Below are 26025 nucleotides of genomic sequence, written 5' to 3'. Positions count from 1 at the left end.
CATTTTTATATACTTAGCCGTCCCTTTACCTGTGATTTAGGCTTGCTGTTCAAGAAAAATGATAAATTATCGGCCTAAACATTAATTTTTAGCGCTCCTCACTGTCAGCAACACCATGGAAAAAAACGGTTAATATTTTATTCCCAGAAAACAGATTTCTGTCGTCATGACGCGGACTACCTCTCCCGCAGGCGGTTAGCAGTAAAGCCAGCAACAGCTCCTCGGTGAATTTACCCACCAATAATGACACATGATGAAGTGCTAAACTCAATCGCGCCGCAATCAGCAACAAATCCGCGCGCTTTCGGGCTGGCGCAGGCGGGGCGGTATGTGCCAGACTTGTTTGAGGTTTAACTCACTTTTCATCCATCTATTAAGGGGAGCATCATGGACCGATATCCACGATCCAACGATACCATTGTCCAGCGTGCCAGCGCGGGCCTGTCCGTCTATATGGCGCAGGTTTACGGCTGGATGACCTGTGGCTTGCTGTTAACGGCGTTTGTTTCCTGGTTCGCGGCGAATACGCCGGCGGTGATGGAGCTGGTATTCGCCAATCGCATCACCTTCTTCGGCCTGATTATCGTGCAGCTGGGGCTGGTGTTTGTGCTGTCCGGCATGGTGCACAAGCTGAGCGGAGCCGCTGCAACCGGCCTGTTTATGCTCTATTCAGCGCTAACCGGGCTGACCATGGCGAGTATTTTCCTCGTCTATACCTACTCTTCTATTGCCAGCACCTTCCTGGTTACCGGCGGGATGTTTGGCGCGATGAGCCTGTGGGGTTACACCACAAAACGCGATTTGAGCGGAATGGGCAGCATGCTGTTTATGGCGCTGATCGGCATCGTGCTGGCGTCACTGGTGAATATCTGGCTGAAAAGCAGCGCGCTGATGTGGGCAGTGACCTATATTGGCGTGGTGGTGTTTGTCGGTCTGACCGCCTATGACACCCAGAAGCTGAAAAACATCGGTGAAGGGATCAACGTTGATGACAAGGAGAACCTGCGCCGCTACTCGATTATGGGTGCGCTGACGCTGTATCTCGACTTTATCAACCTGTTCCTGATGCTGCTGCGTATCTTCGGCAACCGCCGTTGACGCGAAGGGCGGACCGAAAAAGGGGCCGCCCCAACGTGCTGTAATGGGCGACCTTTATTCGGTCGCCCCACGTTTACGCTAAATTCTTCGCTCTCAACGTCTTCGCCCGACCCTCCAGCCACAGATACATCACCAGCGCCAGCAGCAGCGGGGCGATAAAATAGAGTACCCGATAGGCCAGCAGCGCGGCGATAATCGCGCCGTGTGAGATGGGTTCTCCGCGCAGCAGCGCCAGGAACACCGCTTCCAGCACGCCAATCCCGGCAGGAATATGAATAATCACCCCGGCAATACTGCTGATGAGCAACACCCCCAGCACCTGCGGGAAATCGACCTTTTGCATCAGCAGCAGCCAGATAATCGCCCCCATCACCAGCCAGTTAGCGCTGGAAACCGCGAACTGGATCAGCGCCATGCGCAGCGACGGCAGCGCCAGCTTCTGCCCCTTGATGGTCCAGCGGCGGCGTTTGGAAAAGGCGCACAGCGCCAGATAAACCGCGACAAACGCCAGCAGGCAGATGCCTATCACCCGCAGGGTTCCGGCACCAATAAACCAGCCGTCCGGCACCCGCACCATCGCTGCGCTGAACACAATCCCGGCGACCAGAACATAGCCCAGCCAGTTAGTCGCAATGCTCAGGGAGAAGATGCGCGTAATGGTGCTGCCGCCAAGGCCGAGCCGCGAGTAGAGGCGATAGCGCATCGCCACGCCGCCGACCCAGGTGCTGAGCGTCAGGTTAAAGGCGTAGCAGATAAACGACACCAGCATCACCTGGCGTTTCGCCAGCTTGTGCCCGCAGTAGGCGCGGCCAATCAGATCGTACACGCCGTAGGTGAGGTAGCTGACCACCACCAGCGCCACGGCCCCCAGGATCGCGACGCGATTGTAGTTGACCACCACATCCCAGACGTCGGCCCAGTTCACCTGGCGGGCATAGACCACCAGCAATACGATTACCGCGATAAAGAACAGCCAGGTCAGAACCTTCTTCGCCCGGCTCCAGAGAGTATGCGCTTTAGCCATCAGGGTTTAACTCCTTCGTTGGGGGTCTCGACCCTGTCCTGGGTTTCCATCTCCGGCTGGGCCGGGGGCGGTACCTGCGCCAGCTTCGGCGTGTGGGCGGGCAGCCAGCCGGCAATCGCCGGGAAATGACGCAGAAAGTGGAAGACCAGCACGCCTTTGCCCAGCTGCCACCAGTTGCGTTTCGGCAGCTGGCTCTCCTGCACGCGCTGGCAGTCGGCCGCCAGCAGCCCCTCCAGGTTGTCACGCACGCACTGGTTAAAGTCGCGATCGTGAATCATCAGATTCGCTTCCAGATTGAGCGACAGGCTGAGCGGGTCGAGATTGCTGGAACCGACGGTTGACCACTGTTGATCCTGCACCGCGATTTTGGCGTGCAGCGGGCGGCGGCAGTACTCGTAAACCTCCACGCCGCCCTCCACCAGGTAGTTATACAGCAGCTCGGCGCCGACCTTGACGATCGGCATATCCGGCTTGCCCTGCACGATCAGCCGTACGCGCACGCCGCGCCGCGCCGCGTTGCGCATTTCGCGCAGCAGGCGATAGCCGGGGAAGAAGTAGGCGTTGGCGATAATGACGTCCTGCTGCGCACTCTTCAGCATGTCGATGTAGTGCTGCTCGATGTCATCGCGGTGCTCATGATTGTCGCGATACACCAGCAGCGCCTGCGCGTTGCCCGGCCTGGCGTTATGTGCCGGGCGGTGCGAGCGCTGTCCCCACCAGCGACGGATTTTCTGCTCGCTGCCCATCTGCTGCTGCACGTAGGCGGCAATATCGCCGACGATGGGCCCTTTAACCTCCACCGCATAATCCTGCTTCGCTTCCGGACCGTAGCTGGCGTTATGCTCCGCCGAGTAGTTGATGCCGCCGACAAAGGCGATCTCGCCATCGGCGACCACAATTTTGCGGTGCAGGCGGCGAAACAGGTTGGTGCGCATGCCAAGGACCAGCGGGCGCGGATCGTAATAGAGGAAGCGCACGCCGAGCGAGGTGAGGCTGTGGACAAATTCGTCCGGCAGGTCCGGGGAGCCGTAGCCGTCGACCATCATCTCAATCTTGACCCCGCGCTGGGCTGCCGCCAGCAGTTCGGCGTGCAGGGCCTGGCCGACATCATCGTTAAACAGGATAAATGTTTCCAACAGCAGGCTATGCTGGGCGCGCTGAATTGCCCCGAAAACGCGCGGGAAAAATTCCTCGCCATTTTCCAGCAGCCTGATCTGATTACCTTCTTGCCACTGGTTCATAGGTGGATCTCCACCGCCAGCGGCGCATGGTCGGAGAGATGCGACCATGGGCGTAGCGGAATAGTTTGTGGATGGCTGACAGCGGCATTTTTGACGTAGATACGGTCAAGGCGCAGTAGCGGAAAGCGGGCGGGGAAGGTGCGCGCCGGGCGCCCATTTTTGCGGCTGAAGACCTCTTCCATCCCGGCTCCGCGCTCAAGAATGGCATTCGCGCGCAGGCGCCAGTCGTTAAAATCTCCGGCGATCACCACCGGGGCATCCGGCGGCAGTTCATTCACCAGCTGACACAGCATTTTGAGCTGGGCCTGCCGGTGTGCTTCGCGCAGACCAAGGTGCACGCACAGCACGTGCAGAGTGAGGTCGCTGTCCGGCACCGCAATACGACAGTGCAGGATACCGCGCTTTTCCGTGCCTGCGACCGAGATATCGCGGTTGTGATGCTCGAGGATGGGCAGGCGCGACAGCACCGCATTACCATGGTGCCCCTCTGGATAAACTGCATTACGGCCATAGGCAAAGTCGCGCCACATGGTATCGGCGAGGAACTCGTAATGCGGCGTTTCTGGCCAGTTATCCACGCGCAGCTTGTGCAGATCGTGGCTGCCCATCACCTCCTGCAACAGCACAATATCAGCCCCGGTTGCCCGCACCGCATCGCGGAGTTCAGGCAGAATAAAACGCCGGTTAAAGGCGTTGAAACCCATGTGAGTGTTAATCGTCAGGACTTTAAATGAAAATCCTTGCGTTTTTTGTGACATACTGATGACACTCTTCGTCTTAACTTGTGAAGGGTAAAGTGTAGTCTTTGTCACAAATGTGTGGCGGGAAACGCGTTTATTTGCAGTATTATCCGAAAACTACGTTAGTCTGAGGACGTCGTTACTGGCCGGTGTCAGTAACCGCATGGGCGACCTGTTTCACGTAAGGTCTGCCAGGAGAAGAGCATGAAATGGTCTAATCGTATTCAGATTGTCACTGGACAAACCTGCGTACATATCGCACTGCACCTGCTGCTGATCGCCGCGCTGGTGTGGGGGTGGAAACATCAGGCACTGTTGCAGGTGAGCACAATTTTACTGGCGCTGTATGCCAGCGTGTTTGCCGCCATGCTGCTCACCCAGCGTCTGCCGCGTCTGCGGCGTATTGGCGATTTCCTTGAAGATGTGACCACCACCTATTACTTCGGTGCCGCAATGCTGGTGCTGCTGGTGCTGTCACGGGTAATCCATAACAACCTGCTGCTTGGCGCAGTCGGGGTGGTGATGCTGGCGGGACCTGCGCTGGTCTCGCTGCTGGTTAAAGAGCGGGTACAACCGCGCCAGCGTCCACGTTAATCCCACACGGGCCACTTCGGTGGCCCGTTTGTTTTCCCGTCTGCTGCAGCCATCCTCTCCTTACCGACCCCTTCGCTGCGATGTGCGCTGGCGCGCTGTAACCGCTTGTAGCGCATTTTTGGACAAGATGCGTAAGAATAACTCCCTGTCGAGCGTAGGGTTCTGTTATAATCCGCCCCTTAGGCACCGTGGTTTGTGCTCTCATTCAAGCGTCAGGAATGATCCTGGCGTCAACTCTCCCCCTGGAAACTACACCGTTACGCGGTCAGGGCGGATCCGGAGTCAGTCAACTTTATGTCATTTGATTCTCTCGGCCTTAATGCCGATATTTTGCGCGCTGTTACTGAACAGGGCTATAACGAGCCGACGCCAATTCAGCGCCAGGCAATCCCGGTAGTGCTGGCTGGACGTGACCTGATGGCCAGCGCCCAGACCGGTACCGGTAAAACCGCAGGTTTCACCCTGCCGCTGCTGCAGCTGCTCAGCAACAACAACCCGCACCCAAAAGGCCGCCGCCCGGTGCGCGCCCTGATCCTCACCCCAACCCGCGAACTGGCGGCTCAGGTGGGCGAAAACGTGCAGGAATACAGCAAATACCTCGACTTGCGCTCGCTGGTGGTGTTCGGCGGCGTCAGCATCAACCCGCAGATGATGAAACTGCGTAGCGGTGTTGACGTGCTGGTGGCAACGCCTGGCCGTCTGCTGGACCTTGAGCATCAGAACGCGCTCGACCTGTCCAAAGTAGAAATTCTGGTACTGGATGAAGCCGACCGCATGCTGGATATGGGCTTTATTCACGATATCCGTCGCGTGCTGGCAAAACTGCCTGCCAAACGCCAGAACCTGCTGTTCTCAGCCACTTTCTCTGACGAGATCAAAACCCTGGCGGAAAAACTGCTGCACAACCCGGAAGAAGTCTCCGTGGCGCGCCGCAACACCGCTTCCGAGCAGGTGACGCAGCACGTTCATATGGTCGACAAGAAGCGTAAGCGCGAGCTGTTATCGTTCCTGATCGGGCGCGACAACTGGCAGCAGGTGCTGGTATTTACCCGCACCAAGCACGGCGCTAACCACCTGGCCGAGCAGCTGAACAAAGACGGCATCACCGCCGCCGCGATCCACGGCAACAAGAGCCAGGGCGCGCGTACCCGTGCATTGAGCGACTTTAAAGAAGGTAAGATCCGCGTGCTGGTGGCGACTGATATCGCCGCGCGCGGTATCGATATCGAAGAGCTGCCGCACGTGGTGAACTTCGAGCTGCCAAACGTACCGGAAGACTACGTGCACCGCATTGGTCGTACCGGCCGTGCGGCCGCGGTGGGCGAAGCCCTGTCGCTGGTGTGCGTGGACGAACTGAAGCTGCTGCGCGACATTGAACGCGTGCTGAAGCGTGAAATCCCGCGCATGGCGATTGAAGGCTATGAGCCGGACCCGAGCATTAAAGCTGAGCCGATCATCAACGGTCGCCAGCAGCAGCGCGGCGGAGCAGGCGGCGGCGGTGGACGCGGTCGTGGTGCTCAGGGCGGCCAGCGCAGCGGTGGCGATCGTAGTGCCAGCGGCAACCGTTCCGGTAACGGCGGCGGCAATGGCGCGGGTGCAGGCGGCGAGCGCCGTCAGGGCAACGGTTCAGGCCGTGCAGCACGCCCGGAAGGCGGTAACGCTGGCGCACCGCGCGTCAACAAAACCCGTCCACGCCGTTCTACCCCAAGTAACAACGGCTAATTAATCGGGGGGAGGCGCCCGCTTCCCCCTGTTCTCTACTCTCCACAGGTTTACCATGCGCGTATTACTTGCCCCGATGGAAGGCGTTCTCGATTCGCTGGTGCGTGAACTGCTGACCGACGTCAACGATTACGACCTCTGCATTACTGAATTTCTGCGCGTAGTGGATGCTCTGCTGCCGGAGAAGTGCTTCCAGCGTCTCTGCCCCGAGCTCGACAATGACAGCCGCACGCCATCCGGCACGCGGGTGCGTATTCAGCTGCTCGGCCAGCATCCGCAGTGGCTGGCGGAAAATGCCGCCAGAGCGGTGGAGATGGGCTCGTGGGGCGTTGACCTTAACTGCGGCTGCCCGTCGAAAACGGTTAACGGCAGCGGCGGTGGGGCGACGCTGTTAAAAGATCCCGAGCTGATCTACCAGGGGGCCAAAGCGATGCGTGCGGCGGTGCCGGCTCACCTTCCGGTCACGGTCAAAGTGCGCCTGGGCTGGGATTCCGGCGCGCGGCGCTTCGAAATCGCCGATGCGGTGCAGCAGGCCGGCGCCACTGAACTGGTGGTGCACGGTCGTACTAAAGAGGACGGTTACCGCGCTGAGGCGATTAACTGGGCGGCGATCGGTGAGATCCGCCAGCGGCTCAGCATTCCGGTGATCGCCAACGGCGAGATCTGGGACTGGCAGAGCGCGCAGGATTGTATGGCGGTAACGGGCTGTGATGCGGTGATGATCGGGCGCGGCGCGCTCAACGTGCCGAATCTCAGCCGGATGATCAAATACAACGAGCCGCGCATGCCGTGGCCGCAGGTGGTTGAGCTGCTGCGAAAATATGTGCGGCTGGAGAAGCAGGGCGATACCGGCCTGTATCATATGGCGCGCATTAAGCAGTGGCTCGGGTATCTGCGTAAAGAGTACGAGGAAGCCACCGATCTGTTTATGCAGGTGCGCACCCAGCCAACCTCAGCGGATATTGCGCGGGTGATTAACGCGCAAAATCGAACGATTTGAGGTTAGCTCAGCGCGTTTGCGGTGCGCGCTAGCGTAGCGGCAAGGCCTGCCGCGCCTATTGCGCCACGTACCCGCCGTCTACCAGCAGCGCCGCGCCGTTAACAAATGAGGCGTCGGGGCTGGCGAGGAAGGCCACCACCGCTGCGACCTCCTCCGGGCGGCCGAGACGGCCAATCGGGTGCAGTTTTTTCAACGCGTCTTTATCCTCCTCGCTGGCTTTGGACAGCAGCGGCGTATCGATATATCCCGGGCAGACTGCGTTGACGCGAATACCGCGCGCGGCATAGTCGATAGCCAGCGTTTGCGTCAGCAGCTTTACGCCACCTTTTGAAGCGGCATAGGCGGTGACGCCGTGCTTGCCGACCCAGCTATGAATCGAGCCGCAGTTAACGATAATTCCCGGCTGCTTATGCTCAAGCCACCAGGCGATCGCTGCCTGATTAATCAGAAATACGGCGGTCAGATTGATATCGATGGTTTTCTGCCATTTCTCCACCGTCAGCAGGTGCGCCGGGCCATCGGCGGCAATTCCGGCGTTGGCAAAGACAATATCCAGCCGACCGAAGTGCGCCACGGTCTGTTCAATCAGCTGACGATTTTGCCGTGCATCGGTCACATCAATTTTGCAGAACTCAGCCTTGTGGCCCTCTTTCACCAGGCGGGCAACAAAGGCGCGGCCGGAAACTTCGTTGAGGTCCGCGACCATCACGGCGGCGCCTTCCCCGGCCAGTCGGGCGACGGTGGCCGCGCCAATACCGCTGGCTCCCCCGGTGACAATCGCAACTTTTGTACTGAATCTCATGGTCATTCTCCCTGTTGATAGACGCAGCCAGACTAGGCGCAAATTGCGCCAGCCGTTTGGCAACCCCTGCGCAGCGCATTGCAGATAGCGGGAAATAACGTGTCGGTAAACTTCGCGAGATCTGTTAGCAAGCTAAGGGTATGATGTGGCCCACATCGCATTTTTATCTGGCTTTTTTATGTCTCTGAACCCGGCATTAACCTCTGCTCAACTGAACAAGCGCATTATCTCCGTGGTGATTTTTACCTTCTTCTGCTACCTGTCGATTGGTCTGCCGCTGGCGGTATTGCCCGGTTATGTGCATAACCAGCTGGGATACAGCTCGTTTATCGCCGGGCTGATTATCAGCCTGCAGTATTTCGCCACGCTGGTCAGCCGACCGCAGGCCGGGCGCTATGCTGACCTGCTCGGGCCAAAAAAAGTGGTGCTGGTCGGGCTGATTTTCTGCGGCGCCAGCGGGCTGTTTACCCTTCTTGCGGTGATGGTCGATGCCTCGCCGCTGGCCAGCCTGCTGCTGCTGGCGGCCGGGCGGGTAGTGCTGGGCTTTGGTGAAAGTTTAACCGCCACCGGTTCGATCCTCTGGGGGATTAATGTGGTGGGCACCACGCAGAGTGGGCGGGTGATCTCCTGGAACGGCGTCGCGACCTATCTGGCGATGGCGATGGGGGCACCGCTCGGCGTGATGCTCAACTCGCTGTTTGGCATCCCGGGGTTTGCCGGGTTAATTATTCTGATGGCGGTCTTCGGCTACTGGCTGGCAACCCGTCGCCCGGCGGTGCAGGTCGAAGTCGGGCAGCGCATTCCCTTCACCCGCGTGTTTGGCAAAATCTGGCTGTACGGCCTGTGCCTTGGCCTCGGGACCATGGGCTTTGGCACGATTGCTACCTTCATCACCCTCTATTTCGCCAGCCACGACTGGAGCGGAGCGGCATTCTCCCTGACGCTGTTCAGCATCGGCTTTATCCTGATGCGCCTGCTGTTTAACAACAGCATCACGCGCTATGGCGCCATCCGCGTCTCGCTGGTGTCGTTTGCGGTGGAGTGCGCGGGTCTGATGCTAATCTGGCAGGCCAGCTCTATCTGGATGGTTGACCTTGGCGCCTTCCTGACCGGCAGCGGCTTCTCGCTGATCTTCCCGGCATTGGGGGTGGAGGCCATCCGCAAAGTGCAGCCGCAAAACCAGGGGTCGGCGCTCGGTCTGTACGCGGCCTTCCTTGACTGCGGGCTGGGCATTACCGGGCCGGTGGCCGGGCTGCTGATCGGTCACTGGGGCGTGGATTCCATCTATCTGGCGGCGGCGGGCGTGGTCTTGCTGGCGGGGATGATTATGGTACGCCTCATTCTGCGGGGCGACAGGTAGCCGCCCCCTTTTAGGGATTCGCCGGGGGGGTTAATACACTTCCGGCACAATCATATCGTCCGGCACCGGCGAGCGGCGGTAATCTTCGTTACGCTCGCGCGGCGGCAGGTCGATGGGTTTCAGCTCGCTGTCCTCATACGGCACCTGGCGCAGCAGGTGGCTGATGCAGTTCAGGCGGGCCTTCTTCTTGTCCACCCCCTGTACCACCCACCACGGTGCTTCATCGATATGGGTGCGCGCCAGCATAATCTCTTTCGCCTCGGTGTAGTCCTCCCAGCGGCGGCGGCTCTCCAGATCCATCGGGCTGAGTTTCCACTGCTTCAGCGGGTCGTGGATGCGGCTGAGAAAGCGCAACTCCTGCTCTTCGTCGGTAATCGAGAACCAGTATTTGACGATCTGGATGCCGCTGCGCGTCAGCATCTTTTCAAACTCCGGCACGCTGCGGAAAAACTCTTCCACCTCCTGCTCGTTACAGAAGCCCATCACCCGCTCCACGCCCGCGCGGTTGTACCAGCTGCGGTCAAACATCACCATTTCTCCCGCCGCAGGCAGATGGGCGATATAGCGCTGAAAATACCACTGGGTGCGCTCGCGATCGTTCGGCGCGGGCAGGGCGGCCACGCGGCAGGTGCGCGGGTTCAGGCGCTGGGTAATCCGCTTGATCACCCCCCCTTTACCGGCGGCATCGCGCCCCTCAAAGATGATCACCATGCGGTGACCCGTGCGCATCACCCAGTCCTGCATTTTCACCAGCTCACCCTGCAAGCGCAGCAGCTCGCGGAAATACTGTTTGCGCCAGGCCTTCTCGCCCTCTTCCATTTTCTCATCGCTGCCGAAGCGCAGGTCGTCCAGTTCCATCTCCAGCTCTTCATCGTAGCTGTCGTAAAACTCCTGCAGTAAGCGTTGGTTAAAGTTCTGCGCTGAGAAGTCATTGCCTTGCATCGTCATAGGTTATCTCCTGGTCAGAAGTGGGTAAACAGCCAGTAAAGGGTGGCCGAAAGTAGAATCGACACTGGCAGGGTGAGCACCCAGGCCATCATCAGGTTGCGCAGCGTCGACATCTGCAGGCCGGAGCGGTTGGCCGCCATGGTGCCCGCCACCCCGGAGGAGAGCACGTGAGTGGTGGAAACCGGCAGCCCGAAGATGTCGGCTGCGCCGATGGTGGTCATCGCCACCAGTTCCGCGCTGGCGCCCTGCGCGTAGGTCAGATGCGTCTTGCCAATTTTTTCCCCAACCGTGGTCACAATACGACGCCAGCCCACCATGGTGCCGAGACCCAGCGCGATCGCCACCACCACTTTCACCCACCACGGAATAAAGCGCGTGGCGTTATCCAGCTCGCCCTTAAAAGCATCGAGGTTATGGCGGGTCTGCGCCGGAAGCTGCACCTTCTCATCGCTTTTCAGATGCTTGATCGCTTCAGAGGCCAGATACATGTCGTTACGGGTGTTGGATACGGCCTGCGCCGGGATCTTATCGACCGCGCCGTATTGACGGATCTGCTGGCCGATACGTCCGGTTAAATCGGCCAGCGCGGGCAGCACCGCGGGAACCAGCGTGCCGGTGCGCACATATTCGGTCAGCACATTGCGCGGGGAGGTGCTGGCTGCCTGGTCCGGCGTCAGCGCGCGCAGCTCCTGCTGCGTCACCGCTGCCAGCGCCGCCACCTGCGGCGTATGCTCAGCCGGGATCGAGCGGTTCAGCGCGTAGGCGATCGGCATGGTGCCGACCAGGATCAGCATGATCAGGCCCATCCCTTTCTGACCATCATTGGAACCGTGGGCGAAAGAGACACCGGTACAGGTCAAAATCAGCAGCCCGCGGATCCAGGTCGGCGGCGGCTTATTGCCTTCCGGCGCGCTGTACAGCTCGCGGTTTTTCAGCACTTTTTTCATCAGCAGCAGCAGCACGGCGGCGCAGACAAAACCGATAATCGGCGACAGCACCAGCGCATAGCCAATTTTCACCGCCTGGCCCCAGTCAACGCCGCTGGTCCCGGTGCGACCGTGGATCAGCGCATTCGCCACGCCAACGCCGATTATCGAACCAATCAGCGTATGTGAGGACGAGGCGGGCAGGCCAAACCACCAGGTGCCCAGGTTCCAGATAATCGCCGAGAACAGCAGGGCATACACCATGGCGAAGCCGCCGCCGGTTCCGGCCTGCAGGATCAGCTCAACCGGCAGCAGGGAGATGATGCCGAAGGCCACCACACCGCTGGAGAGCAGCACGCCGAGGAAGTTAAAGAAGCCGGACCACACCACCGCCAGCGTCGGCGGCATGGAGTGGGTATAAATAACCGTTGCAACGGCGTTGGCCGTGTCGTGAAAACCGTTAACGAACTCAAATCCGAGGGCAATCAGCAGCGCCATTCCCAGCAGCAAAAATGGCACGTAGCTGGTAAAGGTGGCGCCGGAATCGCTGACGTCGTTAAACAAATTCACCCCGGCGAAGGCGATACCGAGGATCAACAGCAGCAGAAAAATCATCACCGAACGACGGCTGTTCTTCGGGTAAACGGGGCTGGCGGGCTGGCCCTGTTGCATGGCGGCATTGTCACTCATAGTTCCTCACTGGCATCGGCTGCATTGAAAGAGTCGCTGCAAAAATCGGGCAGAGGGTAGACCACATCCGGTGATACGCAGGTTGTGTGACAGAACAATGACGCCGGCGACGGATATTTGCCTGGCGAGGGGGCGGGGTAACAAAACTGTCATCTGCGTGCGGCAGGATAGCGCTATCGCTTCAACGGCTTGCTGCTGGGAAAACTATGACGCAACACCTGCCGCTTCTGCGGCAAAAACCCGATTTCAGTGATGACGTTTCCGGCCTGATTTACGGCTACCGGTTTGTTGAGGGGCAGGCGCCGCAAAGCCTGACGGTGCAGGAGTCGTGCGCGGCCTGGACCGATGGCGCGGCGGACGGCCAATTTCTGTGGCTGCACGTCAACCTCAACCATGCCGCCGCTGCACGCTGGCTGAAAAACCACTTTGACGTCGATGAAGATTTCTTTGATGAGATCCAGCACGGCTCGCACAGCACGCGCATTGAGCGGCAGAACGACGCGCTGATGGCGGTGCTTAACGATGTGACCTTTAACGCGCGCGAAACCAGCGATGAGAGTGCCACGCTGTGGATCTGGTGCCGCGATGGGCTGGTGGTCAGCGCCCGCCATAAACCCCTGCGGCTGGTGGAGCGTTTGCAGGGCAAACTGGCCTCGCTCGGGCTGCGCTCCTCCACCGAACTGCTGGCTCAGCTGCTGGCGGAGCAGGAGGATGTGCTGGCCCTGATTGTGCGCCAGTCGAATCAGTATGTGGATCAGATAGAAGAACGCCTGCTCGGGCAGCACAGTAAAAGCAACCGCAGCGAGCTGGGCCGCCTGCGCCGCACGCTGCTGCGTTTTCAACGCCTGTTGGCTCCGGAGCCGGCCGCGCTGTTTCGCCTGATCAACCGCCCGCCGGGCTGGCTTGATCTCAGCGTGGTGCAGGATCTGCGCCAGTTTACCGAAGAGTTTACGGTAGTACTGAACGACCTGAATGGGCTGACCGAGCGTATTCGCCTGCTGCAGGAGGAGATAGCCGCGCAGCAGCTGGAACAGAGCAACCGCACCTTATTTACCCTGACGCTGATTACCGTGCTGGCGCTCCCGATCAACCTGGTGGCAGGCTTTTTTGGCATGAACGTTGGCGGGGTGCCGCTGGCGAATAATCCGCACGGGTTTATTTTACTGGTGCTGGTGGTGACGATATTCACCTGTGGAGCCGCATGGCTGGTACTTCGGCGGCGGGGAAGGGGATAGAAAAAAGCCCCCGCACCATCAAGAGGCGCGGGGGCTTTGTTTACTGCGCGGCTAAATCAGGATTTAGGCTGGCTGTAGATCGGGCCTGGCTGCGTCAGGGCAGGCATCGCCGGGGTGGCAACTGGCGTTGCGCTGTCGGCTGGTGCCTGAGCACTGCCGTTGTCCGCAGCGGCCGGAGCGGCTGCATCAGCTGGCGCCGCGGCTGGAGCAGCAGGATCTGCCACGTTCGCGCCTTCGGTGGTCACGGGCGTCATTGGCTGTTCCATTGGCTGTGCGCCTTCCTGCTCTGGCACGGCCGCAGGCTCAGTCACCGTCGCTTCACCGTTCACTTTTACCGGCATGCCGGAGCGCGCTTTCAGCGCATCTTCCATGCTGGTGCTGTTCACGCTGGCATCGGCAACAATTTTTGTCACTGAAGCAGGGATAGTCAGCGGCACAGGCTCGCGTGATTTGAACTGCTCTTCGGTCTGCGACAGCGGGTTGTGAACTTCCACATAGCGTGAACCGTCCGGCTCGACCGTGGCTTTGATGGGCTGGTCGATAAACTGAACGCGGGTGCCAACCGGCACGTGGTCGAACAGCCATTTGATATCGTCAGCACGCAGACGCACGCAGCCGTGGCTTACGCGCAGGCCGATACCGAAGTTGGCATTGGTCCCGTGAATCGCGTACAGGCGGCCGATATACAACGCGTACAGACCCATCGGGTTGTCCGGGCCAGCCGGGAATACAGCAGGCAGTGATTCACCGCGCGCATTGTACTCTTCATGCATTTTCTTGGTCGGAGTCCAGGTTGGGCCATCCTTTTTACGCTGAACGGTAGTGGTCCAGTTAATCGGGGTATCCTTGCCCAGCTCGCCGATACCAATAGGCAGCACGACGACGGTTTTGCTGCCTTTCGGGTAATAGTACAGACGCATTTCAGCACTGTTGATCACGATGCCTTCGCGCGGCGCGTCCGGCAGGATCAGCTGCTGAGGGATGATCAGCTTGCTGCCCGCTTTTGGCAGGTAAACGTCAACGCCCGGGTTAGCTTCCATAATGTTGCTCAGACCCATCTGGTACTGAGCAGCAAAAGCTTCCAGCGGAAGCTTACTGTCTTCCGGGATAGTGATTTCGAGGTTTTCCCCAGTCAGGCGGCTGTTAGCGGCCGGAAGAGGGTAAACCACAGCAAAGGCAGATTGGCTGAAAGCCGCAGCGGCCAGAATCAGGGTGACAAACGCACGGATGCTCTTTTTCATATTATTTCAGGTGTAGCGCCATGTAGACTGTTGATAAACGACCCAATACTGGCCAACTGTGACCGGCTGCACATTATATGTTCATAACGGCTCAGGAAGAAACCAGGATTTAACCCTGTTGAACTATCTTTACGATTAATTGTATGCAAAGCCACCATTCTGCGACGTAAAATCCGTCGCAGAAGGCTCATGGTTGCCAATGGGTATCGCTGCCGTCGAGTTTTCGGTCAAGGAAGTAGGCGGCGCTAATCAGGGCAAGATGGGTCAGCGCCTGCGGGGTATTGCCCAGCGCATGGCCGCGACTGTCGAACTCTTCCGCATACAATCCGAGCGGGCTGGCGTAGCTTAGCAGCTTCTCAAATTCAAAATGTGCTTCCTCCACCCGTCCGGCACGCGCCAGGCACTCCACATACCAGAATGAACAGGCGGCGAATGCCCCTTCCTCACCCTGCAGGCCATCCGCCGGCGTCTCTTCCACGTTATAGCGCCGCACCAGCCCGTCACTCACCAGCTTCTCCTTGATCTTGTCCAGCGTGGCCAGCCAGTCCGGATCGGTGGCGCCGACAAAACGCACCAGCGGCATCAAAAGCATTGAGGCATCGACAAATTCGCCTTCGCGCGTGGCAACAAAGTGCCCCTGATCCTTGTTCCAGAAGTTCTGCCAGATATCGACACGGATATCATCCCGCGCCTGCGCCCAGCGCGCGTAGGGCATCGACAGCGAGCGTTTTTCACCGAGGCGCAGCGCGCGATCCAGTGCCACCCAGCACATCAGGCGTGAATGCAGGAAGTGCTGCGGCTCGCCGCGCATCTCCCAGATCCCGGCGTCGCGCTGGTTCCAGTTATCGGCAACATAATCAATCATGCGGCTAACGTGCTGCCAGCCGCGCTGCGAGATCGCCTCGCCATATTTATTCGCCAGATAAATCGCATCCATCAGCTCGCCGTAAATATCGAGCTGCGACTGGCGCCAGGCATCATTACCGATGCGCACCGGGGTGGAACCGGCGTAACCGGACAGGTTGAGCAGTTCGCTCTCATGCAGCTCGGTGCCGCTGTCGAGGCGGTACATCACCTGCAGCTTCTCCACATCGTGATGGCTGTTCTCCACGCACTTCGCCACCCAGTGGGTAAAGTTTTTCGCCTCGTCCACGTACCCCAGGCGCATCAGGGCATACATGCTGAAAGAGGCATCGCGGATCCACGAGGCGCGATAGTCCCAGTTGCGTTCGCCCCCCAGCTCTTCCGGCAGGCCAAAGGTGGCGGCGGCAGCAATGGAACCGTGCTGCCAGGAGGTCAAAAGTTTGAGCGTGAGGGCCGAGCGCTGCACCATTTCGCGCCAGCGGCCGCGATAGCTGCTGTGCGAGCTCCAGCTGCGCCAGTAGGCGAGCGTCGCCTCGAAGCAGCTATCAGAGCGCTCATCATCAAGGTGTTGATCCTCCTCTGCGCCGAAAATAAACTCGCGGCACTCGCCGGTCTTCAGCTCAAAACGGGCGACGGCGGCGGCCTCGTCCAGGGTAAAATCGACATCGCCGGTCAGGCGCAGCGTGGGCTGGCCGTCAGCGTGGAAGGTCACCGAGCCAGTCTGGAGGGTGGCCTGCGTATCCGCCCGGGCATAATCATGAACCGGGGAGCAGCAGAGCTGAATGGTGGCACTGCCCTGGATCACTTTAATGCGGCGCACAATACGCGGCAGGCTGTCCTGCCGTTGGCAAATCGGCATATAGTCGGTGACTTCGACCACGCCACGGTCGTCGAGCCAGCGCGTTTGCAGAATATTGCTCTCGGGAAGGTAGAGCTGCATACGCCGCGCATCGGGCCAGTCGGGGCTGATGCTAAACAGCCCGGCATCATCGCTGTCGAGCAGGGCGGTAAATACCGAAGGGCTGTCCAGATTTGGCCAGCAGAAGTAGTCGAGCGCGCCATCGTCGGCGATCAGCGCACAGGTGCGTAAATCACCAATTACGCCATGGTTTTCAATAGGTCGTTTTACATTTTTCATCGCTTAACTATAGCCGCTGTTTTCACATGCGGAGCATAAAAGCCGGGCGCGGCATGCCACAGCCCTGCGGGCCAGATGGTTGTCTGGACGGCGCGCTTAACTATCGTCTTGCAGAAAACGCTCCTGCAGCGTGGCCTGCAAAGCCAGCATCGTCTGAGCAGCGTGCGCCATATGTGCCACCATCACCCGCTCTACCGCCGCGGCATCCTGACGGCGCAGCGCATCGATCAGCTGGTACTGATACTCAATTCCCTGGCGGCGATCAACCGGCTGCGGCTGCTGGTAGATGTCCTTGCACACCGCCAGATCTTTCAGCAGGCGCTGCAAAAACCGGCAGAAAAACGCCAGCAGCGGGTTGCTGGAGTAGCTGGCGACCACGCCGTGAAAATCCAGCTCGGCCATGCGCTGGTCCCAGCGCTCCTGCTCATCGGCGGGAGGATGGTCATACACGCCGATCAGCTGGTGCAGGCGGGCAAAACCGGCATCATCTATCTGGCCAATGGCGCTGACGGCCACCTGGGGTTCCAGCGTTTTACGCAGGGCATAGATATGTTCGATGGTAAGCTCGCGGGTAAACAGGTAGTTCGACAGCAGGCTCATGGCGCGGGCTTCCGGCATGCTGTCGATAAACGCGCCGCCGCCGGGGCCGGTACGGGTGCGGATCAGCCCCTGAGCTTCCAGCGCTTTCAGCGCCTCTCGCACCGTGCTTTTCCCGGCGGAGAAGCGGGCAATGAGCTCTTTTTCCTGTGGCAGGCGGTCGCCGGGCAGCAAATTATCGTCAACGATGCTCTGCTTGATAGCATCAACAATCTCATCGGTACGTTTCCGTTTTACCGCTTCCGGCGGGCGTGAATCTTCTGCGGGCATAATCACCTGTTGACTCAAATGTGTGGGGCGCTTGCCAGTAGCTGGCGGCTGTAGTCATGCTCTGGCGCGCGAAACAGCTTTTCCGTGGCGGCACATTCAACAATAGTACCAGAATTCATCACCGCTACGCGGTCAGCAATCGACTCGACCACCGCCAGATCGTGGCTGATAAACAGGTAGGAGAGCCCGAACTGCTGCTTGAGGTCGTCCAGCAACAGCAGCACCTGCGCCTGCACGGAGACATCCAGCGCGCTGACCGGCTCATCCAGCACCAAAATTTGCGCTTCGGCCGCCAGCGCGCGGGCAATCGCCAGCCGCTGCGCCTGGCCGCCCGAGAACTCGTGGGGGTAGCAGTTCAGCGCATCCACCGGCATATTGACCGCCGCCATCAGCTGCTGCAGGCGCGGCAGACACTGTGCGGAACCATAGCCGCACAGCCTCTGCAGCGGTACGCTCAGCGTCTGACGCAGGGTTTTGCGCGGATTGAGTGAGGCTACCGGGTCCTGAAACACATACTGGATGGTTTTGCCGAATGCCTGAACGCCTCGGGCTGCCAGAACGCTGGCCTCTTCACCCTGAATCTTCAGGCTGCCGGAGGTAGGGGACTCCAGCCCGACCAGCATGCGGGCGAGGGTGCTTTTCCCGCTGCCGCTTTCGCCGACAATCGCCAACGTCTCGCCCTGCCAGAGATCGAGGCTGATGCCTCTCACTGCCTTAACCGCCGCCGGGCGGCTAAACCAGCCTGCGCTGCCGGGGAACGTTTTCGTCAGCTGGCGGATTTCGACCACTTTATTCCTCATGCTTCCTCCTGCGCCTGATACTGGCGGATCTGTTGCAGGAATGCCCGGCCCTGGCCCCGCTGCGGCACGCTGGCAATCAGCCGCTGCGTGTAGGCATGCTGCGGGTTCTGCAACACGTGCGTAGCCTGTCCCTGTTCAACGATTTCACCCTGGCGCATCACCGCCACGCGATCGCACATCTCGCTGACCACGGCAAAGTCATGGGTGATAAACAGCAGGGCCAGGCCGCGCCGATGGCGCAGATCGTTCAACAGCGCCAGAATACGTGCCTGTACCGTGACGTCGAGCGCCGTGGTTGGCTCATCGGCGATGATCACCTGCGGGTCATTCGCCAGCGCAATCGCAATGCCGACGCGCTGGCGCTGCCCGCCGGAAAGCTGGTGCGGCCAGGCATCGAAGCGCTGGGCCGCCTGCTGAATACCGGTGTCCTCCAGCAGCGCGATGGCTTTGGCTCGGGCGGCGCTGTTGCTCAATGGCTGGTGGCACTGGATAGCTTCCACCAGCTGCTGCCCAACGCGCATTTGCGGATGCAGTGAGGTGAGTGGGTCCTGGAAAATATAGGAAACCCGCACGCCGCGCCGCTGCTGCATGTGTGTCGGGGAAAGCGCCAGCAGCTCCTCATCACCCAGCCAAATGCTGCCGCCGGTAATGACTGCTGGCGGTGAGGAGACCAGCCCCATTATCGCCAGCGCGCTGACGCTTTTACCGGAGCCGCTCTCGCCGATCAGCCCGAGGCACTCCCCGGCCTGCAGGTGGAAGCTAACGCCTTTCACGGTGGGCACCGGGTGGCTGCCGCGGTGAAAGGCGACCTGTAAATCGACCACTTCCAGCAGGGCCTCGGGGGCTTTGCGCGGCGGGACCGCGGCACGCTGTACGCGGGTCATCGCCTGCGATCGCAGCAGTGCGCCGGATTTCAACCGCGGATCGAGCAAGTCGCGAATGCCGTCACCCAGCAGGTTAAAGGCGATCACCAGGACAAAAATCATCACCCCAGGTACCAGCGCCACGTGTGGCGCGATAAACAGCTGATTGCGCCCCTGGCCGAGCATGGAGCCTAAATCCGCATCCGGTGGCTGCGTGCCCAGACCGAGGAAAGAGAGTCCGGCGGTTTCCAGGATCATCCAGCCCACGGTCGTAGAGAGCGTGACCACAATCAGCGGCAGCACGTTGGGCAGCACTTCAGTCAGCAGAATTTGTGGATGATTTTTACCGGATAGCTGCGCCGCCTGAATAAAGTCGCGCCCGCGCAGGCCAAGCGTTAAACCACGCACGTTACGCGCAAAGAAGGGGATGTTGACCAGCGCGATGGCGTACAGCGCGTTGAGCAGCCCGGGGCCAAGCACTGCCACAATCGCCAGCGCCAGCAGAATATAGGGAAAGGCCATAATCATGTCGATCAGGCGCATCAGGATTGTGTCGGTGCGCCCGGCGGTATAGCCGGCAATCAGCCCAATTAGCGTGCCGCACACCGCTGCCAGCAGCGTGGCGCACAGCCCGACCGCTACCGACACGCGGGTGCCCCACAGTAGCCGTGACAGCATATCGCGCCCCAGCGCATCGGTGCCGAGCAGATGGCCCGGCGTTAGCGGTGGCGCGAGGCGTTGCAGCAGGTCAGTAGCATCCGGGTCCGGCAGCGGTAGCAGCGGGGCGATCAGCGCGCTAAGCAGTGTGACAGCCAGCAGCAGCAGGCCAAAGGCGGCCAGCCGGTTATGCAGTAGCAGCGACCAGGCGGTGCGGCGTGGGGGGATCAGAGTTGTCTCCGTCATGATTTTACCCTCGGGTCGAGACAGGCCTGCACGATATCGGTCAGCAGATTGATCAACACATATGCAATGGCGGCCACCAGCACGCCGCCCTGCACCAGCAGCAGATCGCGGGTTGAGACGGCTTTCACCAGCATCGCTCCCAGCCCCGGCCACTGAAACACGGTTTCGATATATACCGCGCCGCCGAGCACAAAACCGGCCTGGATACCGATGGCAGGGATCACCGACACCAGCGCGACGCGGAAGGCATGACGCCAGATTACCCGGCGTTCGCTGACGCCCTTGGCGCGCGCGGTGCGAATATAGTCCTGGCGCAGCACTTCCAGCATCGCGGTGCGCGTCAGGCGGGCAATCACCCCGGTGGCGACCACCGCCAGCGTGACGGTTGGCAGGACCAGGTGATGCAGCAGATCGCCTGCGCCGCCACCGCCGTAGATAGCAAACATGCCGGAAGCCGGGAACCAGCGCAGGCTGACGGCAAACAGCATAATCATCAGCAGCCCAATGAGAAACGACGGCAGCGAAATGCCCACCAGCACCAGCAGGGTGATCAGCCGGTCACCCCAGCCAAACTGGCGCACCGCCGAGGTGACTCCGGCCAGCAGGCCGAAGATCACGCTGAGCAGCAGCGCACAGCCGCCAAGCAGCAGAGTGGCGGCAAAGCGCTCCAGCACTTCATCAATCACCGGGCGATTCAGCACGTAGGAGCGGCCAAAATCGCCGTGCAGCAGGTTATTTACCCAGATGAAATATTGCTGCCACAGCGGTTTGTCCAACCCCAGCTCGCCGCTGACGCGCGCGACATTTTCCGGCGTGGCATAAGCGCCCAGCAGCGCCTGCGCCGGGTTGCCGGGGATCATCGCCATAATCAAAAAGACAATCAGCGACAGGCCAACGATCACCGGGATCACGCCAATCAGCCGCCGCAGGAGATAACGCCACATAGCGCCCCCGTTATGGTTTGCTGACCCGATGCAGGATCAGATTGAAGTTAGGCTGCAGGGCAAAATTCTGCACCGGGCGCGTGGTAACGGCGTTCTGCTTCCAGTTGGCGACGAACAGCCACGGTGCATCGTCGTGGACGATAGCCTGTACCTGGCGGTAGAGCGCGCCACGCTTTTGCCGATCGCTGGAGGTGCGCGCCTCATCCAGCAGCTTATCGACCTGCGGATTGCTGTAGTAGCCGGAGTTAAAGCCGCCTTTATCCGGCCACGCATCGCGGCGCAGGGTGAGGAACGGCAGGGTATCCGGGTCGTTAGTCATCCACGCCATCTCCGCCATCTGCGTCTGCGGCGTCAGCCCGGCGTTCACTTTGGCAAGATAGGTATTCCACTCCCAGGTCTGAATATTGACCTTCAGGCCGACGGCTTTCAGATCGGCCTGGATTGCGGTCGCCATCGGGATGGGGTCGAGCATGCCGGAACCGCCCTCGGTGACGTAGAAGTTGAGCGTTGCGCCCTCTGCTCCCGCTTCTTTCAGCAGCGCCCGCGCCTTGTCCGGGTCATAAGGGTAAGGGCCAACGTCTTTGTTCGCCGCCCAGCTAAAGGCAGACGGGATCGGGCCATCGGCAACCTGCGCCGACCCCTGCAAAACCTTGTCGACCAGCGCCTGCTTGTTGACCGCATAGTTCACCGCCTGGCGCACGCGCTTGTCGTTGAACGGCTTCTCGCGCGTATTCAGCAGCAGGAACCACACGTGTGGGCCAACCGCCTGGTACATCTGGAACTGCGGGTTACCGGCAAAAGTTTTCACCGTATCCGGCGGCACTTCTACCATCGCATCAATGCCGCCGGAGAGCATCTCCGCGGTGCGGGTATTGCCATCGGTGATGGGGCGGAAGACGGCTGCCTCAAGCTGTGGCGCGCCGTCCCAGTAGCTTTTATTTGCCGTCAGCACCACGCGCTGATTGGCCTGCCACTCGGCAAAACTGAAGGCGCCGGTGCCGACCGGATGGCGGCCATACTCTTTGTCATACTTTTTCACCGCCGTCGGTGAGACGATCAGCCCGGCAGGGGTGGCGAGATTGGAGAGCAGCGGAGCAAAGGGCTGTTTCAGGGTAAACACCACCGTGTGCGCATCCGGCGTGGCGATCTGGTCGATTGACGAGAAGAAGAAGCTGAGCGGGAACGGGCCGGTGTGATAGTAGGGATGCTGCTTGTTGAGCATCCGTTCGAAGGTGAACTTCACCGCGTCGGCATCCAGCGGGGTGCCATCCTGGAACTTCACGTTGTCGCGCAGATGGAAGGTGTATTTCAGCCCGTCGGGGCTGATCTCCCAGCGGCTGGCCAGCGCCGGTTCAATCGACAGCGAACCGGGTGCGTTACGCACCAGCCCGTCGTAAATATTCACCAGAATGCGCGAGTCGTTCGCGGCGGTAGCCACCTGCGGGTCAAGGGATTGCGGTTCTGCCACCTGGCCAATCACCAGTACGCCAGGCGGCGTATCGGCATAAGCCGCAGGCAGGGTAGCCAGCAAGCTCAGGCAGATGGGAAGAGAGTGCAGCACGGTGCGTAGCGATCTCAACATGGTGGTCCTCGTTCAGCAGAGTGTTCAGGCCGCAGTGATAACACGCGGATGAACAAAATTTGTCCTGACTGTTATTTATGCGTATAAATAGCGGTGAGTGCAATAATTTATCCATATAAATTTCATCTGACTGGCAGAAGGGGGGGCGATGACCTTTTCGATTGTGGCGCGCGATGCCGTAAGCGGTGAGCTGGCAGCGGCCACTGCAACCGGCGGTCCGGCGGTGGGAGCGTTGGTGATCCACGGCCGCAGCGGGACAGGAGCTATCGCGACTCAGGCGCTGACCAATCCGCTGTACGGCAGTCGCGGGCTTGAGCTGCTGGCTGGCGGGCTTAATGCCGGACAGGTGCTGCACCGGCTGTTGCAGGAGGATGACCAGTGCCAGCGGCGGCAGGTGCTGATTATTGATAACGCAGGCAGCAGCGCACACTGGAGCGGCCGCCTGTGCGGGCCATGGTTTGGCAGCGTGGCGGGAACACAGGTGGCGGTAGCTGGCAATATGCTGGTCGGCGCCGGGGTGACGGGCGCCATGCTTGACGCCTTTGAGAAATTTAGCGACTTACCGCTGGCCGACCGTGTGCTGGCGGCGTTGCATGCCGCACAGCAGGCCGGTGGCGACCAGCGCGGCATTCGCTCTGCCGCGCTTAAAGTCTGGCATCAGCGGCGCTATGCCGATATCGATCTGCGGGTTGACTGGTCAGATGCGCCGCTGGAACAGCTGGCTGAGGTATTAAAACAGGTGCGCGCCCCGGCCTACGCCGATTTTTTTCGCTCTCTACCCACAGGTATTCCGTAGGGGCCGATCTTTTTTTCGATCGGCCCGCTGTTACTTATCGCGGCGCTTCAGCGCAATGCGAATACCCCAGACAATCGCGACCGCCAGCACCACCCAGAAAATACGCTTCAGGTGATGATCGAGCGTATGCAGCCACGGGGCGATCACCTGGCCGCCAAGGTAGCCGAGCGAAACGAAAATCAGCGCCCACAGTGCGGCACCAATCACATTAAACAGCAGAAATTTGCGTGGGCTGAGGCGGCTGGCCCCGATAATAATCGGGCCGACAATGCGCAGCCCGTACATGAAGCGCACGCCAATCACGAACAGCACCGGCCTCTTGCGGATCAGGCGGTTGGCCTTATCGATCTGTTTCTGGTGCTTCTTAAAGCGTTTCAGGATCGGCTCACCGTAGCGGCGGCCAACGAAAAATAGCGCCGTATCCCCGAGGATACCGCCGCACATCGCCACCAGTAGCACCCAGCCAAAACGCAGCAGCCCTTCATGGGCCGCCACGCCGCCCAGCAAAGTAAATGTCTCCCCCTCGGCCAGGCAGCCAATAAACAGGGCCCAGTAGCCATACTGGGAAATTAACGCGTTCACATCCATCGGTAATTCAGGCCTCCATTTCGACATCAAGCCGCTAAGTCTAACCGTTCCTGGTAAATCCGCCGTTAAAATTGCCAAAATCGCACTTTATTTTCACTCTGAAATGAAGTGCTTACCCGCTATTTGCATCGGTTGAAAAATAAACAACCCAAGGCCACGTATACTTGAAGAGATGCCGCCCGGGACAGTGCCAGTTGGCGGTCCGATGTTCAGAGGAGTAATGATATGAACCATGTCTGGGGACTGCTGGCGCATCCGAATCGTGAGATGCGCGACATCAAAAATGAGAACGAAACCGTTTCTCACCATTATACCCATCACGTGCTGCTTTTGGCTCTGATCCCGGTGGTATGCGCGTTTATCGGCACCACGCAAATCGGCTGGGATGTCGGCGTCGAGCGCACCATTCCCCTGTCGTTATCCAGCGCGTTCGGGCTGGCTATCCTGTTCTATGCCTTAATGCTGGCCGGTGTGGCGGTGATGGGGCGGGTGATCTGGTGGATGGCGCGTGACTATCCACAGCGGCCTTCGCTGGCCAGCTGCATGGTATTCGCCGGATACGTCGCCACGCCGCTGTTTATCAGCGGGCTGGTGGCGCTCTATCCGCTGGTCTGGCTCTGTGTGCTGGTTGGCGCACTGGCGCTGGTGTATACCGGCTATCTGCTGTACGTCGGCATCCCCATGTTCCTGAATATCGACCGCGAAGAGAGCCTGCGCTTTTCCGGCTCGACGCTGGCAATCGGTATCCTGGTACTTGAAGTGTTGCTGGCGCTGACGGTGATCATCTGGGGCTACGGCTACCAGCTGTTCTGAACGCGGTAAGTTGCTGAAAACCGCCGGGCCACCGGCGGTGATTTGGTAATGCCCGGAAACGAATATCCTGTAGGAAAATGCTTAACATCCGGCGTATTATGCGCAGGCCAGCCCCCGCTGTAGTGCGGGCAGCGGCGTGTGGTATCCACACTGTCATCATCAGCCGTTAAGTTTCTACGATGCCTGCAAAAATTCGTTTATCGCTGTTAAGTCTGGTTCTGCTGTGTTCCGCTCAAAGCATCCTCACGCCGGCTGCTGCCCGTACTCATCAGCCCGCGGTGGCTGGCGCTGCCGCTCAGCCAGAAATTGCTTCCGGCAGCGCGATGATTGTCGATATGAATACCAATAAAGTGATCTACTCCAGCCATCCGGATCGGGTGCGCCCGATCGCCTCTATTACCAAGCTAATGACGGTGATGGTGACGCTCGATGCCCATCTGCCGATGGATGAGATGCTGGCGGTAGACATCAGCCACACGCCGGAGATGCGCGGCATCTATTCCCGCGTGCGCCTGAACAGTGAGATCAGCCGCAGAAATATGATGCTGCTGGCGCTGATGTCGTCTGAAAACCGGGCGGCGGCCAGCCTGGCGCACCACTATCCGGGCGGCTACGATGCGTTTATCAAGGCGATGAATGCCAAAGCGCGGGAGCTGGGGATGAACAACACCCACTATGTTGAACCGACCGGCCTGTCGATCAAAAACGTCTCGACGGCGCGCGATCTCAGCAAGCTGCTGATCGCCACCAAGCGCTATCCGCTGATCGGCCAGCTGAGCACCACCCATGAAGATATGGCCAGCTTCCGCAACCCGACCTACACGCTACCGTTCCGCAACACCAACCACCTGGTGTATCGCCCGGACTGGAATATTCAGCTGACCAAAACGGGCTTCACCAACGAAGCCGGTCACTGCCTGGCAATGCGCACGGTGATCAATCAGCGCCCGGTATCGCTGGTGGTACTGGATGCCTTTGGTAAATACACCCACTTTGCCGACGCTAACCGCCTGCGCAGCTGGCTGGAAACCGGCAAGATCTCCCCGGTGCCGCCGGCGGCGCTGAGCTATAAAAAGCAGAAAGCTTCGCAGATGGTGAGTAACCGTGCGCCGGATGACAGCGCGGTAGATTGATTTATAGGGGGCGACCTGTGAGGTATCCCAGAAATGACTTCTATCGCTAAACGTCCGATAACCGGTCTGAGCTCAGCCTGAGCACGCCGGAACGGCAAAAGACGCTCCCTGCG

Annotated in this window: 23 protein-coding genes; 9 read left to right on the top strand and 14 right to left on the bottom strand. The window is 59.8% G+C overall.

Features of this window, described 5'->3' with window-relative positions; genetic code table 11:
• Positions 1 to 387 precede the first annotated feature (387 nt).
• The gene (locus QLG07_RS17400) at positions 388 to 1098 is read left to right on the top strand and encodes a Bax inhibitor-1/YccA family protein (RefSeq protein WP_048916669.1); all 711 of its coding nucleotides are present in this window, start codon (positions 388 to 390) and stop codon (positions 1096 to 1098) included.
• A gap of 73 nt (positions 1099 to 1171) precedes the next feature.
• Here the strand turns inward: QLG07_RS17400 and QLG07_RS17395 are convergent, their stop codons facing one another.
• The 3 genes from QLG07_RS17395 to QLG07_RS17385 are packed head-to-tail and all read right to left on the bottom strand — an operon-like array spanning position 1172 to position 4121.
• Entirely contained in the window at positions 1172 to 2122 is a 951-nt protein-coding gene (locus tag QLG07_RS17395; RefSeq protein ID WP_048916668.1) for a lysylphosphatidylglycerol synthase domain-containing protein, read from the bottom strand.
• Positions 2122 to 3363: a cardiolipin synthase ClsB gene (gene clsB / locus QLG07_RS17390; protein WP_048916667.1), complete on the bottom strand. Its 1242-nt coding sequence runs from the start codon at positions 3361 to 3363 to the stop codon at positions 2122 to 2124. The genes QLG07_RS17395 and clsB overlap by 1 nt, the downstream gene beginning before the upstream one ends.
• Complete coding sequence (locus QLG07_RS17385) at positions 3360 to 4121, bottom strand: endonuclease/exonuclease/phosphatase family protein (RefSeq protein WP_048916666.1); 762 nt, start codon at positions 4119 to 4121, stop codon at positions 3360 to 3362. The genes clsB and QLG07_RS17385 overlap by 4 nt, the downstream gene beginning before the upstream one ends.
• A gap of 186 nt (positions 4122 to 4307) precedes the next feature.
• On the opposite strand from QLG07_RS17385, the gene QLG07_RS17380 reads away from it, so the two are divergent.
• From QLG07_RS17380 to dusC, 3 genes are all read left to right on the top strand, one after another.
• Positions 4308 to 4697 (top strand): YbhQ family protein, encoded by a 390-nt coding sequence (locus tag QLG07_RS17380; RefSeq protein ID WP_048916665.1) that lies wholly within the window; start codon positions 4308 to 4310, stop codon positions 4695 to 4697.
• A gap of 294 nt (positions 4698 to 4991) precedes the next feature.
• On the top strand, positions 4992 to 6419 hold the full coding sequence (gene rhlE / locus QLG07_RS17375) for an ATP-dependent RNA helicase RhlE (protein WP_099754966.1): 1428 nt from the start codon (positions 4992 to 4994) through the stop codon (positions 6417 to 6419).
• Positions 6420 to 6474: 55 nt separating this feature from the next.
• A complete protein-coding gene (dusC, locus tag QLG07_RS17370; RefSeq protein ID WP_282469773.1) occupies positions 6475 to 7419 on the top strand; it encodes a tRNA dihydrouridine(16) synthase DusC in 945 nt (314 codons plus the stop codon).
• Between the two features lie 55 nt (positions 7420 to 7474).
• Here dusC and QLG07_RS17365 read toward each other — a convergent pair whose 3' ends face one another.
• Positions 7475 to 8221, bottom strand: a complete 747-nt coding sequence (locus tag QLG07_RS17365) for an SDR family NAD(P)-dependent oxidoreductase (RefSeq protein ID WP_048916662.1) — start codon at positions 8219 to 8221, stop codon at positions 7475 to 7477.
• Positions 8222 to 8399: 178 nt separating this feature from the next.
• Between QLG07_RS17365 and QLG07_RS17360 the strand changes: the two genes are divergently transcribed.
• Complete coding sequence (locus tag QLG07_RS17360) at positions 8400 to 9581, top strand: MFS transporter (RefSeq protein WP_282469772.1); 1182 nt, start codon at positions 8400 to 8402, stop codon at positions 9579 to 9581.
• A 30-nt stretch (positions 9582 to 9611) separates the two neighbouring features.
• Here the strand turns inward: QLG07_RS17360 and ppk2 are convergent, their stop codons facing one another.
• Both ppk2 and QLG07_RS17350 read right to left on the bottom strand, forming a co-directional pair.
• Positions 9612 to 10523: a polyphosphate kinase 2 gene (gene ppk2 / locus QLG07_RS17355; RefSeq protein ID WP_187498637.1), complete on the bottom strand. Its 912-nt coding sequence runs from the start codon at positions 10521 to 10523 to the stop codon at positions 9612 to 9614.
• Between the two features lie 20 nt (positions 10524 to 10543).
• The gene (locus QLG07_RS17350; protein ID WP_282469771.1) at positions 10544 to 12145 is read right to left on the bottom strand and encodes an inorganic phosphate transporter; all 1602 of its coding nucleotides are present in this window, start codon (positions 12143 to 12145) and stop codon (positions 10544 to 10546) included.
• A 206-nt stretch (positions 12146 to 12351) separates the two neighbouring features.
• On the opposite strand from QLG07_RS17350, the gene QLG07_RS17345 reads away from it, so the two are divergent.
• A complete protein-coding gene (locus QLG07_RS17345) occupies positions 12352 to 13380 on the top strand; it encodes a transporter (RefSeq protein ID WP_282469770.1) in 1029 nt (342 codons plus the stop codon).
• Between the two features lie 56 nt (positions 13381 to 13436).
• On the opposite strand, the gene QLG07_RS17340 is transcribed toward QLG07_RS17345, so the two are convergent.
• The 7 genes from QLG07_RS17340 to QLG07_RS17310 all read right to left on the bottom strand — a co-directional run bounded on the left by QLG07_RS17340 (position 13437) and on the right by QLG07_RS17310 (position 22582).
• Positions 13437 to 14621 (bottom strand): L,D-transpeptidase family protein, encoded by a 1185-nt coding sequence (locus QLG07_RS17340; RefSeq protein ID WP_282469769.1) that lies wholly within the window; start codon positions 14619 to 14621, stop codon positions 13437 to 13439.
• Between the two features lie 187 nt (positions 14622 to 14808).
• On the bottom strand, positions 14809 to 16623 hold the full coding sequence (locus QLG07_RS17335; protein WP_282469768.1) for a glycoside hydrolase family 15 protein: 1815 nt from the start codon (positions 16621 to 16623) through the stop codon (positions 14809 to 14811).
• Positions 16624 to 16719: 96 nt separating this feature from the next.
• On the bottom strand, positions 16720 to 17490 hold the full coding sequence (locus tag QLG07_RS17330; protein ID WP_282469767.1) for an FCD domain-containing protein: 771 nt from the start codon (positions 17488 to 17490) through the stop codon (positions 16720 to 16722).
• Positions 17491 to 17504: 14 nt separating this feature from the next.
• On the bottom strand, positions 17505 to 18290 hold the full coding sequence (locus QLG07_RS17325) for an ATP-binding cassette domain-containing protein (protein WP_048916654.1): 786 nt from the start codon (positions 18288 to 18290) through the stop codon (positions 17505 to 17507).
• On the bottom strand, positions 18287 to 20056 hold the full coding sequence (locus tag QLG07_RS17320) for a dipeptide/oligopeptide/nickel ABC transporter permease/ATP-binding protein (RefSeq protein WP_282469766.1): 1770 nt from the start codon (positions 20054 to 20056) through the stop codon (positions 18287 to 18289). Before QLG07_RS17320 ends, QLG07_RS17325 begins: the two co-directional genes overlap by 4 nt.
• Complete coding sequence (locus QLG07_RS17315; protein WP_048916652.1) at positions 20053 to 21000, bottom strand: ABC transporter permease; 948 nt, start codon at positions 20998 to 21000, stop codon at positions 20053 to 20055. Before QLG07_RS17315 ends, QLG07_RS17320 begins: the two co-directional genes overlap by 4 nt.
• A gap of 10 nt (positions 21001 to 21010) precedes the next feature.
• Complete coding sequence (locus QLG07_RS17310) at positions 21011 to 22582, bottom strand: ABC transporter substrate-binding protein (RefSeq protein WP_187498384.1); 1572 nt, start codon at positions 22580 to 22582, stop codon at positions 21011 to 21013.
• Positions 22583 to 22730: 148 nt separating this feature from the next.
• Between QLG07_RS17310 and QLG07_RS17305 the strand changes: the two genes are divergently transcribed.
• Positions 22731 to 23378, top strand: a complete 648-nt coding sequence (locus QLG07_RS17305) for a DUF1028 domain-containing protein (protein ID WP_133624139.1) — start codon at positions 22731 to 22733, stop codon at positions 23376 to 23378.
• Between the two features lie 30 nt (positions 23379 to 23408).
• On the opposite strand, the gene QLG07_RS17300 is transcribed toward QLG07_RS17305, so the two are convergent.
• Positions 23409 to 23966, bottom strand: coding sequence for a DedA family protein (locus tag QLG07_RS17300; RefSeq protein WP_187498383.1), 558 nt, complete (start codon positions 23964 to 23966; stop codon positions 23409 to 23411).
• A gap of 225 nt (positions 23967 to 24191) precedes the next feature.
• Here QLG07_RS17300 and QLG07_RS17295 point away from each other — a divergent pair, with 225 nt between their 5' ends.
• Both QLG07_RS17295 and pbpG read left to right on the top strand, forming a co-directional pair.
• Positions 24192 to 24779: a Yip1 family protein gene (locus QLG07_RS17295; protein WP_282469765.1), complete on the top strand. Its 588-nt coding sequence runs from the start codon at positions 24192 to 24194 to the stop codon at positions 24777 to 24779.
• A gap of 179 nt (positions 24780 to 24958) precedes the next feature.
• Positions 24959 to 25912 (top strand): D-alanyl-D-alanine endopeptidase, encoded by a 954-nt coding sequence (gene pbpG, locus QLG07_RS17290; protein WP_282469764.1) that lies wholly within the window; start codon positions 24959 to 24961, stop codon positions 25910 to 25912.
• Positions 25913 to 26025 lie beyond the last annotated feature (113 nt).

This window comes from Erwinia sp. V90_4, from assembly GCF_029967685.1.
GTDB lineage: Bacteria > Pseudomonadota > Gammaproteobacteria > Enterobacterales > Enterobacteriaceae > Erwinia > Erwinia aphidicola.
Note: the sequence above shows the minus strand (reverse complement) of the source record. Positions and strands in the feature narration are given on the sequence as shown.